Source organism: Arthrobacter sp. 05L421, from assembly GCF_056397785.1.
In genome coordinates, this window is the sequence record NZ_JBFTOC010000001.1 from 51,544 (window position 1) to 68,097 (window position 16,554).

The 16,554-nt window shown below is 63.9% G+C and carries 11 protein-coding genes and 1 pseudogene; 5 read left to right on the plus strand and 7 right to left on the minus strand.

Annotation, left to right across the window (positions count from 1 at the left end; genetic code table 11):
- The first annotated feature begins 110 nt into the window (after window positions 1-110).
- Window positions 111-692 (plus strand): recombinase family protein, encoded by a 582-nt coding sequence (locus tag AC1DKQ_RS00265; protein ID WP_476917902.1) that lies wholly within the window; start codon window positions 111-113, stop codon window positions 690-692.
- 144 nt (window positions 693-836) lie between these two features.
- Here AC1DKQ_RS00265 and AC1DKQ_RS00270 read toward each other — a convergent pair whose 3' ends face one another.
- Together AC1DKQ_RS00270 and AC1DKQ_RS00275 are read right to left on the minus strand one after the other, a co-directional pair.
- Complete coding sequence (locus AC1DKQ_RS00270) at window positions 837-2,387, minus strand: recombinase family protein (protein WP_476917903.1); 1,551 nt, start codon at window positions 2,385-2,387, stop codon at window positions 837-839.
- Window positions 2,388-2,419: 32 nt separating this feature from the next.
- Window positions 2,420-3,310, minus strand: a pseudogene (locus AC1DKQ_RS00275) (CpaF family protein); the annotation flags it as partial.
- 186 nt (window positions 3,311-3,496) lie between these two features.
- Here AC1DKQ_RS00275 and AC1DKQ_RS00280 point away from each other — a divergent pair.
- The gene (locus tag AC1DKQ_RS00280; protein WP_476917904.1) at window positions 3,497-4,369 is read left to right on the plus strand and encodes a glycosyltransferase family 2 protein; all 873 of its coding nucleotides are present in this window, start codon (window positions 3,497-3,499) and stop codon (window positions 4,367-4,369) included.
- 44 nt (window positions 4,370-4,413) lie between these two features.
- On the opposite strand, the gene galE is transcribed toward AC1DKQ_RS00280, so the two are convergent.
- Window positions 4,414-5,457: a UDP-glucose 4-epimerase GalE gene (gene galE, locus AC1DKQ_RS00285; protein WP_476917905.1), complete on the minus strand. Its 1,044-nt coding sequence runs from the start codon at window positions 5,455-5,457 to the stop codon at window positions 4,414-4,416.
- A 277-nt stretch (window positions 5,458-5,734) separates the two neighbouring features.
- Here galE and AC1DKQ_RS00290 point away from each other — a divergent pair, with 277 nt between their 5' ends.
- Both AC1DKQ_RS00290 and AC1DKQ_RS00295 read left to right on the plus strand, forming a co-directional pair.
- Complete coding sequence (locus tag AC1DKQ_RS00290; protein WP_476917906.1) at window positions 5,735-8,197, plus strand: GH25 family lysozyme; 2,463 nt, start codon at window positions 5,735-5,737, stop codon at window positions 8,195-8,197.
- Window positions 8,198-8,445: 248 nt separating this feature from the next.
- Entirely contained in the window at window positions 8,446-11,070 is a 2,625-nt protein-coding gene (locus AC1DKQ_RS00295; RefSeq protein ID WP_476917907.1) for a GH25 family lysozyme, read from the plus strand.
- Window positions 11,071-11,177: 107 nt separating this feature from the next.
- Here AC1DKQ_RS00295 and AC1DKQ_RS00300 read toward each other — a convergent pair whose 3' ends face one another.
- The 4 genes from AC1DKQ_RS00300 to AC1DKQ_RS00315 all read right to left on the minus strand — a co-directional run bounded on the left by AC1DKQ_RS00300 (window position 11,178) and on the right by AC1DKQ_RS00315 (window position 14,534).
- Window positions 11,178-12,323 (minus strand): glycosyltransferase family protein, encoded by a 1,146-nt coding sequence (locus AC1DKQ_RS00300; protein WP_476917908.1) that lies wholly within the window; start codon window positions 12,321-12,323, stop codon window positions 11,178-11,180.
- 81 nt (window positions 12,324-12,404) lie between these two features.
- Window positions 12,405-13,496: an acyltransferase gene (locus AC1DKQ_RS00305; RefSeq protein ID WP_476917909.1), complete on the minus strand. Its 1,092-nt coding sequence runs from the start codon at window positions 13,494-13,496 to the stop codon at window positions 12,405-12,407.
- Complete coding sequence (locus AC1DKQ_RS00310; RefSeq protein WP_476917910.1) at window positions 13,493-13,891, minus strand: DUF2304 family protein; 399 nt, start codon at window positions 13,889-13,891, stop codon at window positions 13,493-13,495. The genes AC1DKQ_RS00305 and AC1DKQ_RS00310 overlap by 4 nt, the downstream gene beginning before the upstream one ends.
- Window positions 13,892-13,895: 4 nt before the next feature.
- Window positions 13,896-14,534: a glycosyltransferase family 2 protein gene (locus AC1DKQ_RS00315; RefSeq protein ID WP_476917911.1), complete on the minus strand. Its 639-nt coding sequence runs from the start codon at window positions 14,532-14,534 to the stop codon at window positions 13,896-13,898.
- A 161-nt stretch (window positions 14,535-14,695) separates the two neighbouring features.
- Between AC1DKQ_RS00315 and AC1DKQ_RS00320 the strand changes: the two genes are divergently transcribed.
- Window positions 14,696-16,534: an ABC transporter ATP-binding protein gene (locus AC1DKQ_RS00320; RefSeq protein WP_476917912.1), complete on the plus strand. Its 1,839-nt coding sequence runs from the start codon at window positions 14,696-14,698 to the stop codon at window positions 16,532-16,534.
- Window positions 16,535-16,554: the final 20 nt, after the last annotated feature.

Genomic DNA, 16,554 nt, shown 5'->3' on the forward strand with positions numbered 1-16,554 from the left:
TTGCCTAGCATTGAAGGTGCTAATTGTGTCTCGCTTGCATGTCTCGTAAGTACTTGTTAGGTTCTGGGTAATCAAACCGGGTTGCAAGACAGATCGAGGGAGCGCAGGACATGGGAAAGCTGATCGGCTACGCGAGAGTTTCGACGAAGGCGCAGGAGACGGACCGACAGCAGAAGGACCTGCTGGCCGCTGGTGTGCGGCGGGATGATCTGTATGTAGATCATGGGGTGAGCGGTGCCAAGGCATCGCGACTGGCGCTGGACAAGGCGTTGGACGCCTTGCACGATGGCGACACTCTGGTTGTGACGACGCTTGACCGCCTCGGACGCTCCACCGTGAACATGCTCAAGCTCGCAGAACAGATCAAGGAAAAGGGTTCAGGTCTCCGGGTGCTCAATCTAGGTGGCGGTGACGTGGACACCAGCACGCCTATGGGTGCAATGGTGTTCACCGTGATGGCCGCGCTGGGGCAGATGGAGCTGGAGATCAAGCGTGAGCGTGTCAACGACAGTGTGAGCAAGCGACGGGCAGCCGGTAAGGATTTGGGCGGGCGGAAGGTCCAATTCACCGACAGCCAGGTTAGGAATGCGGCTCGCCTGATTGCGTCAGGCGAACCAGCGGCGCAGGTGGCGCGTGATCTGGGCATGTCTAGGGCAACGCTGTACCGCCGTATGGACGCACTTGCGAAGTGAAGTAACCAGCGTTGTTGTCAATGACGTCGTCAACCAGGACACTACTGGTGTCGTCAGGGCCCGCTCAGGGGCCTATCAGCGGCCATGCGGCGCCGTAGCGGACCGCATCGTTTCAAGGCGCCTCACGGCGCCCACAGGGGTTAACTAGGGCATCTGTGTGTAGGGAAGGCCGGGGCCGAGTCCGGGTTGGAACATCATTTCGTAGGCCATGGGTTTCTGCCCGGCTGGGTGCTCCACTTTCCATTGGGCGACGTTGGCCGCTGTCGCGCCAACACCCTCGGATGACTTGACGATCACTTGGACCGTGCCCGAATCGAAGACTCGTGCGCTTCCCCTGGAGTGACGATGAAGAACAACATCCATCGTGCTCCGGATCCACTCACGCTTTCGCTCCACGTGCAGGCCGTCCCAAAACTCAACTGCCGACGTGTCGGTCCAGTCGATCCGAGACACATCTACTTGTTCGTGTCGGGCGGCAGCTTCGTCTAATGCCGCCAACTTCGACTGCACGGCTGCCAGCTTGACCCTAATCCCCTTCGACATTTCAGCCACCTGTTCCCCGTCGATGTCCCCCGCAGCAAACAGGCGCGCCGCCTGATTAAGGCGCTCGCGGTGTGCCTGTTCTTCGGTACGCAAGGACTCAAGCACTTCCGGTGCCACGGGAGCGGAAGCGGCCATGTGGGCCGCGCGGGTGAGAAAGAAAAATATCTGCCGTCCAACGTGCTCGTCCACGTGGGACATGCGCTTGTTGACGTGGCCCGGTCCACTCTCGGAACAGCGGTAGATCATGTGCTTCACGCCCTTGCGGTCTGTGATCTGTCCAGACTTCACCGGCCGCAGGCATTCACAGAGGGCGATGCCTGCCAACAGATGCTTTACCTTGTTTGTCCGCGAGCGCCTCCGTGCGGGGTCTTGCAGTACCGAGCAGGTAGCCTCCCAGATGTGACGTTCCACGATCGCCGGGAACTCTGACTCCCCCACCACTTCACCCTTCCACTCGGCTAGGCCAGCATTGCGCGGGCGCATCAGCATTTGGCGCAGCGTTGCGTAGGACCAGGCACCGTCGCGCGCGGTCTTGATACCGCGCTTCGTCAGGCTTTGGATGAATGACCCGAGCGAGTAGCCAGCCAGCACGTGGGAGTGTGCCTCCCGGATGATCGCGGCCTCTGCCTCGTCAATAACTGGCACGCGGCCCACGATCTGCCAGCCAAAGGGGCGGCTGCCGCCAGTCCACTTACCGGCGAGCGCAAGCTCCTCCACCTTGCGCCGAATGCGCTCGGCCTTATGCTCGGACTCCTGCCTACTGACGGCGCCGTGGATACGCGCCGTCATGCGACCGGAAGACGTAGACAAGTCAAGCTCGCCAGATTGGACCGTGCGAGTGGTAACGCTACGACTCTCCGAGAGGCTGATATATTCCTCCAGCTCAAGGGGGCTGCGGTGCAGCCGGTCAGTGTGCCAAGCAAGCACGACGTCAAGGCGGCCAGCGGTCATTGCCGCCAGCATCTTCTGGTAGCCCGGGCGCGCCTTTCCCGAGTAGGCGCTGATGTCGTTGTCCGTGAAGACCTCCACCACGTCCCAGCCTTGAGCGGCTGCGAGGGCTTGGCAATCCTCGGTCTGGCGTTGCACGCCGAGGCCGGCGCCCGTCTTGTCTTCTGAAATTCGGGCATAGATAGCTGCTCGTTGTGGTGACATCCGTACAGTTTACTTTGCATTGCGTTTTGACGAATACCGGGAAGGCCGGAGTTCAATGCGATGAGCATGTCCAGGCTCTCGGCCTCCCGAACCTCCCCGACCACCAGCCGGTCCGGGCGCATCCGCAAGGCCTCTTTGACCAGCCGGCGCAGCGGAATCTGCCCCTGCCCCTCCAGGTTCGGCTGCCGGCACTGTAGACCGACGACGTCGCGGAGCGGCAACTGCAGCTCGAAGATTTCCTCCACAGTGATGACCCGCTCCCGGGTGCCGATGCTCGCGGCGAGGCAGTTGAGCATGGTGGTTTTGCCAGCCTGCGTGGCACCAGAGACCAGGATGTTGAGCCCGCTCGCTACGGCCGCACCGAGGAACCGGGCCGCCTGGGGAGTCAGCGTTCCCAGCTCCACCAGGTGTTCCAACCGGCTGGCCTTCACCACGAACTTGCGGATATTGATGGCCCAGTGACGACGGGTGACATCCGGGATCACCACATGGAGGCGGGAGCCGTCCGGGAGCGCCGCGTCCACGAACGGGGAGGACATGTCCAGCCGCCTGCCGGAGCTCTTGAGCATCCGCTCCACGAGGTCACGGACCTGCCGATCCGTCAGCGACACCGACGTCAGTTCCGATTCACCATTGCGCGCTACGTAGATCTCATTCGGCGCGTTGAGCCAGATTTCCTCGATGCCAGGATCGTCCAGAAGCGGCTGGAGTGCGCCAAACCCCGCCACAGCGTCGAAGACGAATCTCCGGGCCTGCTCCAGGGGGCCGATGGGCGGAAGCGGTCCGAGCAGTGCCCGCTCGTCGTAGTCGCTGATCGCCTCCTCCACGAGGCGGCGGACTTCGCCGCTCTGCCGCAGCGGATCCAGGCCGCGGCGACGGATCAACTCACGGACTTCGTCCTCGACGATGCGCACAGCTTCCACGGTGCCCCCACATGACCGCTACCCCTCCCCCTGGGGCAGTGCAACTGGGGTTAAAGCTAGAGGAGCCGGGCCGTTCCGACAAGGGCGTCCAATGCCGCTTGTGGATAAGTTCGCGGCAGCGGGCCCGCATAACCCGCCTCAGCCCGCTCGACTAGACTCGAACATTAGCTAACAGAAAGGTCGCAAGTGCCACAGCTGAGCGTGCTGATCCCCGTCAAGGACGGGATGCCCTACCTGAAGTCAACCGTTGCCAGCACTCTGCGCGCGATGCCGCGGGACTCCGAACTGCTTATTCTGGACGACGGCAGCACCGACGGCACCGAGGCCTTCCTCGCCAGCTTGAGTGACAAGCGGCTCAAGGTCTTCCGAAATGCGCAGTCAGCCGGTGTGGCTGCTGCTTCGACCGCTCTGCTTTCGCACGCAAGTGGCGAACACGTCGCCCGCATCGACGGTGACGATATCTGCCTGCCATGGAGGTTCGCCGTCCAGCGCCGTGCCCTCGACGGCGTGGACATGGTCTTCTCGCAGGCTCTCATGATTAACGCCAAGAATGTTCCGTTCAGGCCTCGCTTCGAGCCGGGCATCTCCGCTGAGGCCATGCCGCTGCATCTGCTGTTGACGAACGTGCTGATGAACCCGACAATGTACGCCTCCCGGGCCGCCCTGGAATCGCTCGGCGGGTACCAGGCGACCCCGGCCGAGGACTACGACCTGTGGCTTCGTGCCGCGACGGCGGGGCTGCGCATGCGGCGCATCCCGAGGCTGCCAACCATTGCCTACCGCCGTCACCAGACCCAGCTGAGCCAGACCCGGGCCTGGTCCGACGAGAACGGCGACAAGATCCTCGCCGAATCGTTCAGCAAGCTGGCCGCGGACCGGCTCGGGTTCCAGGGATCGGCCGCCACCGTCCTGTACAACCGGCCGGCGGCGGGAAAGCCGTACCCGGAGGACCCCGACATTGCCGAATTCGTCCGTTGCATGATGCAGGCGGCCGGCCGCCTTGGCGAGAGCGACCGGCGCGGCGTCGAGGCGCGGCTGACAGCCAGCTACCGCGTCTGACCAGGTCGGCGGGAGGCTAACGCCTCTGACCAAGTTGGAGGGAGCTAGTCGCCCTTGACTCCGGCGGTCTCGGCAACCGCGGCGTAGCCCTGGGGGTTCCTGCTTTGCCAGCGCCAGTGGTCCTCGCACATTTGTGCCAGGCTGCGGTGCGCGGACCAGCCCAGATCCGCCAAGGCAGCCGAAGGGTCGGCGTAGCTGACGGCGGCGTCGCCGGGGCGGCGGGGCGCGAATTCGTAAGGCACCGAGTGCCCGGCCGCCGTGCCGAACGCCTCGATGACCTCGAGCACGGACGAACCCCGGCCGGTGCCAAGGTTCCAGCGGAACACCCCTGCTTTGTTGCTGAGGTAGCCCAAGGCGGCCAGGTGGCCGGCCGCAAGGTCCATCACGTGGATGTAGTCCCGCACTCCGGTGCCATCCGGCGTCGGGTAGTCGTTGCCGAACACCATCACTTTTTCGCGGCGTCCCACGGCCACCTGTGCCACAAACGGGAGCAGATTGTTGGGGATGCCGGTGGGGTCCTCGCCGATCAGGCCGGACTCGTGGGCGCCCACCGGGTTGAAGTAACGCAGCAGTGCGATGCTCCAGCGGGGATCGGCGGCCGCCAGGTCCGAGAGGATGTCCTCGATCTGTTCCTTGGTGCGGCCGTAGGGGTTGGTGGCATCCAGCGGGGCCTTCTCGATGAGAGGGACTTCATCCGAGGCGCCGTAGACGGTGGCGGACGAGCTGAAGACGAGGCGGCGTACGCCGGCGGCGTCCATGCTGTGCAACAGGTTGAGGGTGCCCACGACATTGTTCTGGTAGTACATCAGGGGCTTCTCGACGGACTCCCCCACTGCCTTGAGCCCGGCGAAGTGAATCACTGCCTCGAAGCCGCCCTCGGCAAAAACGGCGTCCACGCCGGGACCGTCGAGAAGGTCGACCTTCCTGAAGTCCACGATCTTGCCCGTGAGCTGCTCCACGCGGCGCAGGGACTCCGGGTTTGAATTCATCAGGTTGTCGAGGACCACAACCTCGTGCCCCGCTTCAAGGAGGGAGAGCGTTGTGTGGGACCCGATGTAGCCGGCGCCGCCGGTAACCAATACCTTCATGCATGACAGCTTAGAAGGATCGGGCGGCCACTGCGAACTCGACCCGGGCTTGCCGAGTCAGAGTCCCGATAGCCGAACGGCTCCCGGAGAGCCTACTAATTTCAGGCCACGAGTGGTACCTTCGATCCCACTCGCCACATGGGCAACATCAGGACGGTGCTAGGGTGAGCGCGATAAGTCAGACATTCTCATCGTTCGGTGGTTCCCTCTCGGATCCGAACATACCCGAGACAAATATGCAGCGCTCGCGAAGCGCACCATCGTTCCGGAGCAGACCATGAAGCGAATCCACCTTCCCCACAGCATTGATTTCGGCAGACGCGCCGGGAGCGCATTGTTGCTCGTTTCGCTGTTGGCTGGTCCCGGACTGGCAGCGCCCTCCACAGCCGCCGAGCCACCGAGCCCAACTGTTGCGACGCCGACGTCGGCCGCTACTTCAACGCCAACGCCGACACCCGCGGCAACAGCCGCAGCGACGCCAACGCCGAAGGTAACGGCGAAGGCGACGGCGACGCCGACGCCGGCCGCCCCGGCAACGACGCAGACGGCTCCCGCACCGACCACCGCTGTCCCGACTCCGGATTCGTCCCCACGCACAGGTACACCCGATAACGCCGCGATGGCCGCGGCGATCGGCCCAGGCGGCGCCGAGATGGGGCAACGATCGGCCCGCGTGACGGGGACGGCTGCCGCAGGCCCCGGCACTGCCAGCAAGTCCCTGTCCACCGAGGCTGCGGCAACGGAAGGCACCTGGAAGCCGACGTTCGGCATCCAGGGCCTTGATGTCAGCGGCCATCAGGCCTCGGTCGACTGGCAGCAGCAGTGGGACATGGGGGCCCGTTTCGCCTATGTCAAGGCAACAGAGGGCAACTACTACTCAAGCGAGACCTTCGCCTCCCAGTATCAAGGTTCCCGCAGCGTTGGGATGGTCCGCGGCGCCTACCACTTCGCGATTCCCAATTGGTCCTCAGGGGCAGACCAAGCACGCTACTTCGTCAACAATGGTGGCGGATGGAGTGCCGACGGTGACACACTGCCGCCGGTACTCGATTTTGAATTCAACCCCTATGCCGGCCGCACCATCAACGGCTTCTTCTTTGGAAACAGTTGCTATGACATGTCTCCTTCCCAGCTAACGTCCTGGGTGCGGGACTTTGGGAACACCATGCGTGCGCTAACGGGCCGCCTGCCGGTGATCTACACCAACACATCGTGGTGGAAGCAGTGCACGGCGGATGCACCGGGGTTCGGGGACTACCCGCTATGGGTGGCCGCCTACCCGTTAGCCGCCTCGAACAACGTCGGACCCATACCCTCAAGCTGGAGCAACTTCAGCATCTGGCAGTACAGCAGCACGGGTCCCTTCACAGGTGACTCGAATGTTTGGAACGGAGACTATGCCGGCCTGAAACGTTACGCGGCTGGATACGACGTCACCGGAGGAATCGGGTCAACGTGGGCTGCACTTGGGGGTGGTGGCGGAAAACTTGGGTACCCAACGAGCAACGAGATCTGCGGCCTGACCGGCGGCGGTTGCTACCAGCGCTTCCAGGGCGGCACCGTCCACTGGTCGCCGGCCACCGGCGCGGTTGCCACCTGGGGCGCCATCGGCGCGACCTGGGGCTCCCTGGGCTACGAAAACGGCAAACTCGGCTACCCCGTCACCAACGAGATCTGCGGCCTGACCGGCGGCGGCTGCTACCAGCGCTTCCAGGGCGGCACCATCCACTACTCCCCCGGCACCGGCGCACGCGCCACCGGTGGCGCCATCCGCGCGAGCTGGGGCATTCTGGGCTACGAAAACGGCAAACTCGGCTACCCCGTCACCAACGAGATCTGCGGCCTGAGCGGCGGCGGCTGCTACCAGCGCTTCCAGGGCGGCACCATCCACTGGTCGCCTGCCACCGGCGCCTCGGCCACCTGGGGCGCCATCCGTGCCACCTGGGCAGGCCTGGGCTCCGAGAAAAGCAAACTCGGCTACCCGACGGGCAAGGAAACCTGCGGCCTGATCAACGGCGGCTGCTACCAGCGCTTCCAAGGCGGCACCATCCACTGGTCGCCCGCGTCCGGCGCCTTCGCTGCTTGGGGCGGCATCCGTGCCACCTGGGCAGGCCTGGGCTCCGAGAAAAGCAAACTCGGCTACCCGACGGGTAGGGAAATCTGCGGCCTGACCGGCGGCGGGTGCTACCAGACGTTCCAGGGCGGCACCATCCACTGGTCGCCCGCCACCCGCGCCTTCGCCACCTGGGGCGGCATCCGTGCCACCTGGGGTGCCCTGGGCTACGAAAACGGCAAGCTAGGCTACCCCGTCACCAACGAAATCTGCGGCCTGACCGGCGGCGGCTGCTACCAAGGCTTCCAGGGCGGCACCATCCACTGGTCGCCCGCCACCGGCGCCCGCGCCACCTGGGGCGGCATCCGTGCCACCTGGGGTGCCCTGGGCTACGAAAAAAGCAAGCTAGGCTACCCCGTCACCAACGAAATCTGCGGCCTGACCGGCGGCGGCTGCTACCAAGGGTTCCAGGGCGGTACCATCCACTGGTCGCCCACCACCGGCGCCCACGCCACCTGGGGCGCCATCCGTGCCGCTTGGGGCGCCTTGGGCTACGAAAAAAGCAAACTCGGCTACCCCGTCACCAACGAGATCTGCGGACTCGCTAACGGCGGCTGCGTGCAAAATTTCCATGGCGGCACCATTAGCCGTACAGATGCGGCGGGCATCAAAGTTTCCTACAAGTGAATCTGTTCCAGGAGCCAGGTGCGCCGCTCCCCGCGAACCCGCCGGAGCGGGCACCGACGGCTGATTCCCACACGTCACTTTCAGATCAGAGACACCACCGGTCACTCTGGTATCACAGCCGATCCGGTGCTATCGTTTCGGCGTCAGGACCCAGCGAATTGACTTATCGGCTTCCGACTCGCGGATGTCCGGTCATGGTGAACTAGGCAGCGTGTTTTCCGGAGCACGTTAGCGCTCCGGAGAGACACATGAAGCCGAACACGACCCTGTCAGTACGACGCACTTCGCGGCTCAAGACCGTGGCAGTCGTGGTGGTCACCGCGGTTGCGGCGCTCGGCCTTCCGGCGCAGGCCTGGGCCCTCGAACCGACGCCGTCGGCTTCACCGACTGCAATGGCCTCCGTGTCCGCCAGTCAGAAACCCGCCGCCAGCAGTGTCGCGACGGCTGAATCTACGCCGGCACCCAGCCCGGTCCCGACGCCGACAGCGGCGCAGGCGCCGGCAGTAACGGGTACTGCGCCGGGAACCATTGACATGAAGGAGCTCAACGCCGCCATCGGAGCAAACGGCGCCTACATGGGCCAGGGTCTGAAAACCCAGCTGGCCGGGTCGCCCCGGTCCGCCGCTCCTTCAGCTGTCGCGGAGTCCCTGCAGATCGAAAGCACCTGGCGGGCCCCCGGCATTCAAGGCCTGGACGTGAGCGGCTACCAGCCAACGGTGAATTGGCCGGCCCAGTACTCCATGGGCGCCCGTTTCGCGTACGTGAAGGCCTCCGAAGGCCTCACCTACCGCAGCCCCGCGTTCGCTTCCCAGTACGCCGGTGCCCTGAACGCCGGCCTCATCCGCGGCGCCTACCACTTCGCGCTTCCCAGCATCTCCACCGGCGCGGCGCAGGCCGACTACTTCGTCAACAGCGGCGGCGGCTGGAGCCCCGACGGGAAAACCCTGCCGCCGCTGCTGGATATCGAATACAACCCGTACAGCACTCTCGGCAACACCTGCTACAACATGAGCGCCGCCGCCATGGTCGGCTGGCTCAAGGACTTCTCCAACCGCGTACTGTCACGAACCGGCCGCCTGCCCATGATCTACACCACCGCGGGCTGGTGGTCCCAGTGCACCGGCAACTCCGGCGCCTTCGGGAGCCAACCGCTTCACCTGGCGCGCTACTCGACGTACATCGGCAATGTGCCGAACGGGTGGGGAACCTACAGCGTCTGGCAGTACAGCAGCACGGGCCCTTTCGCCGGCGACTCCAACGCCTGGAACGGCACCTACGCCAACTTGCAAAAATTCGCCTCCACCGCTGACGGGGCCGTCCTGAAGCCCTCGGTCATGTCAACCGGCGACGTCGTAGCCGCTGACGCCAGCGGCGCCCTGTGGGACTACCCGGCCACCGGCACAGGCAGTTTTGGTGCCCGGAAGAAGATCGGCCAAGGGTGGACGGGACTACGGTCGATCAACGTGATCGACTGGAACGCCGACGGGGTCCTCGACGTAGTCGCTCAATGGACATCTGGCCGGGTCAACGTCTACCTCGGCGTCGCTGCCGGCGGCTTTTCGGCAGGGCCCGTGCTGGCGGCCTCCGGCTGGGGCGGCTACCAGCTGACCATCGGCTACTGGCTGAGCAGCAGTTACTTCCCTCAGGTCCTCACCCGGGACAACGCCGGCAACCTCGCCATCTGGCGCAACAGCTCGGGTGGAGGCGTAGGCGCGGGCAGCAAGATCAGCGGCGGCTGGACCAACCTGAATCTGACCATGGTCGACTTTGACGGCGACGGCAACCAGGACATCCTCGCCCAAGACTCCGCCGGGACCATGCGCCAGTATCGTTCCAATGGAGCGGGTTCCTTTATCGCGGAAGCGCGCCGGACCGTCGGGACGTCTTGGAACCAGATGACCAGCGTGACGGTTACTTTCTCCTTCAAGGGCTACGCGGCCACCGGCATCATGGCCCGCACCCGTGACGGCTATCTTCGGTACTACCCCGTCCCGGGGAACTCCAGCTGGGGCGCCCCAACAGTCATTGGATCATCGTGGGGCAGTTACCTGATCGCCGGGGGCGAAAACATCAACAGCCAAGTCCCGGCCATCCCGCCAAGCCAGACACCGGCGGGTACGCCTTCCATTAAATCCGCGTCCGACATCGTCCGGGTGGACGCCGCGGGCAAGCTGTGGGCGCACCCGGCCAACGGAACCGGCGGCTTGAACGCGCCGTACCAGATCGGCACCGGCTGGTCCACAGCTAAGGCCCTCCACGTCCTCGACTGGAACAAGGATGGTGTTCCCGACGTGCTGGCACAGTGGTCCTCGGGTGCCTTGAGCGTGTACTTCGGCGCCAAAACCGGCGGATTCACCGGTCCGGTCATCCTCGCCAGCACTGGGTTCGCCCAGACAACTCTCGTCACCGGCCGATGGGTGAAAGCGAGCAGCTATCCGGGACTCGTCGGCTACGGATCGGACGGCGCACTGTACTACTGGGCCAATGTTTCCGGCCGAGCCCTCAGCGCTCCAGTGAAAATCGGGGTGAGCTGGGGTGGCCTGAAGATTGCCATGACCGACTTCGACGCCGACGGTAACCAGGATCTGCTTGCCGTCAATTCTCTCGGCGCCATGCGGCTCTACCGCTCCAATGGCCAGAGCGGCTTCATCTCCGAGACGCGAAAGACCGTTGGCTCGTCATGGCAGTACTTCAGGCAGTTTTCCAGTACGGCAAACTTTGCGGGCGCCGGATCCAAGGGTGTCATGGCTCTCCTGACGAACGGCCAGCTGGCCTACTACCCCATCGCCGCGGCAAGCACGTGGGGTACCCGCACCACAGCCGGCACGCTGCCGACGTCGACGACGGTCTCTATGGCGACATCCGCCTACTAGGGAAGCCCCAGCCGCCGGCTGCTTGCTTGGTTTTGTATAGCGGGGGAAACAGGAAGCGGTCCACGTTGTATCCCAACGTGGACCGCTTCCTCTTTTGGAGCAACGACTCAGGACACCGCGGAATCGGAAGCTGGCAGCAAGGCGCGGATCGCTGCTTCCCATATCCCCAGCTGGGATTCCGCTGCGAGCGGCTTGGCGGCGCTGTCTGCCGCCCGCTTCCACTCCATGATCTGCTCCGGGTTCAGCGACCGGATCGTTGCGGCCAGCGCCGTCGGCGAGAAGTCGGGGGTGACCGTGCCAAAGCCGTACTGGTTGACGATTTCCACCATCGACGGTGAGGGTCCCACAATCACTCCCAGGCGGGCCTGAACGGCTTCGAAGAACTTGTTGGGCAAGGCGTTCTCCATATTGAAATTCGTCGGGGGAAGGAATACCAGCGAGACGTCATATTCGCTCAACGTCTGAACCAGTTCGGCGTAAGGCACTGGGTCGCGGAACTTCACTGCAGGCACATCAGCCGCTGCCTGCTTCAGCTCGGCGACGTAATCCGGTTCGTTGGGCATCACGATCATGTCCAGCTCGACCCCGGGCGGCGCGCTGCGCATCGCCTCCACGAGGTTCTCCAGCTTCCGGTAGCGCTGTCCCGCAGCACTGTGGATCAGCCGTATTGTCTCGCCGACAGGCCGGGGCGCCCCCTCCGCGAAGGGCGCCGCGTTGGTGACCACGTCCGCAGCAACCCCGAAGTCCCGGGTGTACTGCGCCGCGATGCCGGGTGCCACCGTGGTGAGAGACCTTGCCCTGGGCAGGTACGTCCGGCAGAGCCACCGCATGTAGGGTGCGACGAACAGGCGCCATTTGAGGTCGTCATCCTTTTCCTTCGGCGCGAACTCATGGAGATCGGAGTGGACCCCGTACTTCGGTTCCAGTTCCAGCGCCAACGGCAGCGTGTTCAGATCATTGGCAAGAATGACATCAACGCTAACGCCTGCCAGCAGCTTCCGCGCCTGCTGGACCGCCGACATCTGGTCGTAGGCGCGCTGGTAGCGACGGCCCAGCAGTCCGATCCTGTCCGAGGGCCAGCCGATCGCATCTGACGACAAAGCAAAATGCTCATCCACGCCCTCCGGCGCGGCCCCGTAACCGCACGTGATGAGGTGATACTTGCCGCTGAAGAGACCCACCTGCTTGAGCACGCGCGGGTCAGACCGGATCGGCGAGAAGGAAACGATGAGAAGTCGGGGCAAGGCAGTCATGCCTCCATCATTCCAGACCGGGAGGCCACGCCTTCACGGCTGGCCGGGCCCAGCCAGCGTAGCGGGCGTGAATGTCCGCCGCTAAAAAATGTTCCGCAGAAGGGGAATCCGCGCCGCAAGGACGGAGACGGCAAAGCTTATGGCGAGGGTAGCCGCGAAGCTTGCGAAGGCCGCCGCGATCGACCTGCCGTCGAAGACCGCCGGAACGTTGAGCCTGATGACCTCGAAGACCAGCAGGTGCACGAGGAACACGCCGAACGAAGCTCCGGAAAGGGTAACCAGCATCCGCCCGGTCCGGGGTGAAGGCGTGACGCGGCTGAAAATGGACTTGGCCGAGAGGAATACCGCCACGGCCAACATCATGACGGGCAGCGAGAGGTAGCTGACCGGAGCCACCACATTCAGCAACCCTGCCTGCCCCTGGTGTCCGTACTGCCACAGACAGAGCCCTGCCAAACCAAGTGCCACCACGACGGCGGCGAAAAGGGACCGGCCGCTGAGCTTGGCGTCCCTCAGCGCACGGCCGGCCACGAAATAGCCAACGTATGGCAGCCAGTGGGTGAAGATGTTCAGGTTGATCGGCCGGGCGAAGCCCAGCGACGCTGCGATTCCGGGAGCCATGAAAGCCAGCGCGGTGGCGGCCAAGAGGACGGCCGCAAGGACCTGCGCCCGCCGCGGGCCCCCGCCCTGCAGGAACGCTGTGATCAGCGGAGCAACCAAGTAAAGGCCGAGAATCAGCCAAAGGAAATACAGCTGGGTAAAGACGGAGCCGTCAAACAGCAGCTGGACCACCCTGGCCGGCGGCAGGTCTTCCCCGCGCATCAGCCAGCGGACTCCAACCAGATAGATCAGGTGCCACACGATAAGTGCAGGCAAGAGCCGCACCGCCCGCTTGCGGTAAAACGACCGTGGCGCCAGGACCCGGTTTTCGGGCGCCAGCAGGAGTGCGCCGGAGATCATCACGAAAACCGGCACGACCCAGATGAAGGGGATGTCCAGGGCCGCCCCCAGCCACCAGTTGCGGGACCCCCGTTCGGAGTGCCCCACAACGTACCCGAAGAGGTGGATGGCTACGACGCCACAAATACTGAGAATCCTCAGGATGTCCAGAGAGTAGTCGCGGGTCGAAGCGACCGCCGCGCTGTCTTCCGGGCGTGACCTGAGAACCGTCATTCGGTCTCCCGCATCCGTTCCGAGAACAAGGTGGACGTGGACTGCGGCATTTCTTTGAGCCATGGGCGGGGGGTTTCGTCAATGGCGATCCGCCGGGAAAGTTGGGTGAGCGTTGTCTCCATATGCCGGAAGCGCTGGTAGGTCGTGGCCATGAAAACCATGAAGCTGACGATCAGCCCGTAGAGGACCAGATCTGTGCCCCGGCCAATACCCAGGGAACGGGCGAGCATGGTCAGCAGTTCCGGGAAGAAAATCGACAACGCGGCCACAACCGCGAAAATCACCAGCATGATACGGCGGATGGCCAGGTGCCTGGCATTTGACCCGCCCCGCATGAGCGCGAGGGAGACAACAATGACGGCCAGTACGAGAACTATTTGGACTATGATCTGCAATTTCTCACCTAAACAGAAGGTCAGCGATGATGTTGACGGAGTTCAGCAAGGACTGGCCTTTTGCTTTTGAGTAATCGGTGTAGATGATCTCGACAGGGTGCTCCACCCAGCGCGGTTTGATCTCGGACACCTGGTGGATCAACTCCGAGGCGTGCGCCATCCTGTTCTGGGTGAGGTGGATCTTGCGGGCGACGTCCGGCCCAATGGCGCGCAGCCCGTTGTGCGCGTCGGTCAGGGCCATTCCGGTCGCCAGCCGGGACTGGACCGCGGCGGTCCGCAACACCAGGCGCTTTGCCGGGGAAAGTTTCGTCCGGCCATCCAGGAACCGTGAGCCGAGGACCAGGTCGGCTTCGCCTGTCCGCACGCGGTCAACCATTGCTTTGGCGTCCTCAACCCGGTGCTGGCCGTCGGCGTCGAACGTTACGATGCAGTCAAGTTCAGGATCCTGCAGCGCATACTCGAAGCCTGTCTGCAGTGCGGCACCCTGGCCCAAGTTGACCGGGTGCTGGACCACCACCGCGCCGGCCTGCCTGGCCACATCCTGCGAGCCATCGCTGCTTCCGTCATCGACGCATACGACATTCGGAAATTCTTGGCGGATTCCGTCGATAACCCCGCCAACGACGGAGGCCTCGTTGTACATAGGTATGACTATCCAAGTGCGACTCACCCATCAAGTATTCCACAGTCGCCACCGCCGAATTGGGCCCCTCGGCGTTCCGCCTACCGGGCTCGGCAAAAGGAGCCCAGGCAGCACCCCGCGTAGTATGGAAAGGATTCTTCCCCGCCGCTTTGGAGTACTCCTTGAAACAACTGCGCCGCACGATGCGCGAGCTGCTGCCGCTTCTGCCCGATAACGCCAGGCGGTTCCTTACCCTCTTTGGCGTGCTCTCGGCGGTCCTTTCGCTCCTCGATTCGGCGGCGCTGGGCGTCTTTGCTTTGGTCCTGAACCAAATCCTCAAGGGCGGGACGATGACCCTGCCGGTTATTGGAACCGTCACCCAGGAGTTCAGTCTCTTGATCCTCGTCTCCTCGGCGTTGGTCATGATCCTGAAGTCCGTGCTCAGCATCTGGCTTCAGTGGGTGTCCACCCGCAGGTTTGCCGACTATGAACTTGAGATTGGCTCCATTCTCTTCCAGAGCTACATCCGTGCTCCGTGGACGGAGCGGATGAAGCGGTCCACCACCGAGCTCGTCCGGATGATCGACGTCGGAATCGCCAACACCGTATCGGGTGTGCTGTTCCCGGCCGTCACGCTGCCGGCCCAGGCGCTGACGTTCGCATCGGTCCTCGTGGTGCTGGTGGCTGCATCTTGGCAGACCGCTTTGTCCACTGTCCTCTACCTCGGGATCATCGCGGCGTTCCTTTACTTGTGGCTCTCAAAGAAGTCGTATGAGGCAGGAAAGGTGAACCGCGACGCCGCACAGCGCATGTCGACGCTGGTGTCTGAAATGCTCGGGGCGCTCAAGGAAATCACTCTCCGCGACAAGGCGGAAGAAGTGGGCGGCATCGTCCTGCACAGCCGGGAACGTGCCGCCCGTTCACGGTCAAATATTAGGTTCATCAGTTCGGTCCCCAAGTTTGTGATCGACATGGCCCTGATCGGCGGCTTCCTGCTGATTGGTGCGGTGGGCTACATGATCGGCGGCATGGAAACTGCGATGTCATCGGTCGCGATCTTCGGCCTGGCTGGCTTCAAGCTGGTGCCGGCACTGACCACGGTCCAAGGCCAGATAACCCTGATCCAGTCGACTCTTCCCTACACCGAGATCGTGATGCGGGACATCAAGGAAGCGGCCGTCTTCCGGGAAAACGCCGAGAAGCTGGGTAAGACCCCCATCACCAGCGAGCCGAGAATGCTCGAACTGAAGAACGTTGAATTCACCTATCCGGGGGCAGAGGGTCCGGCGGTCACCAATATCAGCCTCAGGCTGCCCATCGGCTCGTCTGTGGGAATCGTGGGTCAATCGGGTGCCGGCAAGTCCACCCTCATTGATATCTTCCTGGGGTTGTTGACCCCGTCGAAAGGCACCATGACCCTCGACGGCGTACCGCTCGAGGATGTGCTGGCCGATTGGCGCAAGCGTGTGGGCTACGTGCCCCAGGACGTGGCGATCTTCGACGGCACAGTCGCCCAGAATGTGGCCCTGAGCTGGGGCGGCGACATTGACGAGGACAAGGTCCGAGGCGCGCTGGAACGCGCCCAACTCCTCGACACCGTCAATACCCGCGCTGGCGGGATCAATGGCCGGGTCGGCGAGCGGGGTCTGGCCCTGTCGGGCGGACAACGCCAGCGGCTGGGCATCGCACGTGCCCTGTACATGGACCCCCTGATCCTGGTGCTCGACGAGGCCACCAGTGCGCTGGACACGTCCACGGAGGCTGCAGTCGCGAATGCGATCAGCGAACTGCACGGGGAGATCACGGTAATCTCCGTGGCTCACCGTCTCTCCACGATCCGGCACAATGACCAGATCTGCTTCATGAAGGACGGCACCATCGTGTCGCAGGGCATTTTCGACGAGGTCATCCGCATCAATCCAGACTTCGCCCAGCAGGCTGCTCTCGCGGGTCTTCACACCCTCGACGGCGGCGCCCCCGCCGCAGGCGAGGCGGCGCGCCCGGAGGCACGCGCGCTGTAGGCAACCCGGGTCCGCATTCC

Excerpts from the sequence above, each read along its gene's own strand:
- AC1DKQ_RS00265 (WP_476917902.1), top strand. The coding sequence starts at position 111 with ATGGGAAAGCTGATCGGCTACGCGAGAGTTTCGACGAAGGCGCAGGAG.
- AC1DKQ_RS00270 (WP_476917903.1), bottom strand. The coding sequence starts at position 2,387 with ATGTCACCACAACGAGCAGCTATCTATGCCCGAATTTCAGAAGACAAG.
- galE (WP_476917905.1), bottom strand. The coding sequence starts at position 5,457 with ATGAAGGTATTGGTTACCGGCGGCGCCGGCTACATCGGGTCCCACACA.
- AC1DKQ_RS00290 (WP_476917906.1), top strand. The coding sequence starts at position 5,735 with ATGAAGCGAATCCACCTTCCCCACAGCATTGATTTCGGCAGACGCGCC.
- AC1DKQ_RS00295 (WP_476917907.1), top strand. The coding sequence starts at position 8,446 with ATGAAGCCGAACACGACCCTGTCAGTACGACGCACTTCGCGGCTCAAG.
- AC1DKQ_RS00300 (WP_476917908.1), bottom strand. The coding sequence starts at position 12,323 with ATGACTGCCTTGCCCCGACTTCTCATCGTTTCCTTCTCGCCGATCCGG.
- AC1DKQ_RS00305 (WP_476917909.1), bottom strand. The coding sequence starts at position 13,496 with ATGACGGTTCTCAGGTCACGCCCGGAAGACAGCGCGGCGGTCGCTTCG.
- AC1DKQ_RS00315 (WP_476917911.1), bottom strand. The coding sequence starts at position 14,534 with ATGTACAACGAGGCCTCCGTCGTTGGCGGGGTTATCGACGGAATCCGC.